The sequence below is a fragment of the Bradyrhizobium sp. genome, assembly GCF_016462955.1.
Classification (GTDB): Bacteria; Pseudomonadota; Alphaproteobacteria; order Rhizobiales; family Xanthobacteraceae; genus Bradyrhizobium.
The window spans coordinates 1157-1449 of sequence record NZ_JAEMSD010000493.1; the positions used below are offsets into that span (position 1 = coordinate 1157).

At 67.2% G+C, this 293-nt stretch carries 1 pseudogene; it reads left to right on the plus strand.

The features are described 5' to 3' along the window. Window positions 1-293 (plus strand): annotated as a pseudogene (gene glmU, locus JHD07_RS32585) (bifunctional UDP-N-acetylglucosamine diphosphorylase/glucosamine-1-phosphate N-acetyltransferase GlmU); the annotation flags it as partial.

Here is a 293-nt window from a genome sequence, read left to right on the forward strand (position 1 = left end):
CGCGCGCCGCTTGCCAAGGGCGCTGCGATCGCGGCGCTCGGCTTCCGCGCGGCCGATCCGACCGGCTATGGCCGCTTCATCGTCGAAGGCGACCGCCTGGTTGCGATCCGCGAACAGGCCGACGCCAGCGAAGCGGAGCGCAGGATAGACCTGTGCAATGCCGGCGTGATGGCGATCGACGGCCGCCGTGCGCTTGCGATCCTGGAGCAGATCGGCAATGCGAACTCCAAGGGCGAATATTATCTGACGGACGCGGTCGAGATCGTCCGCAAGCAGGGATGGGAGTCGGTGGT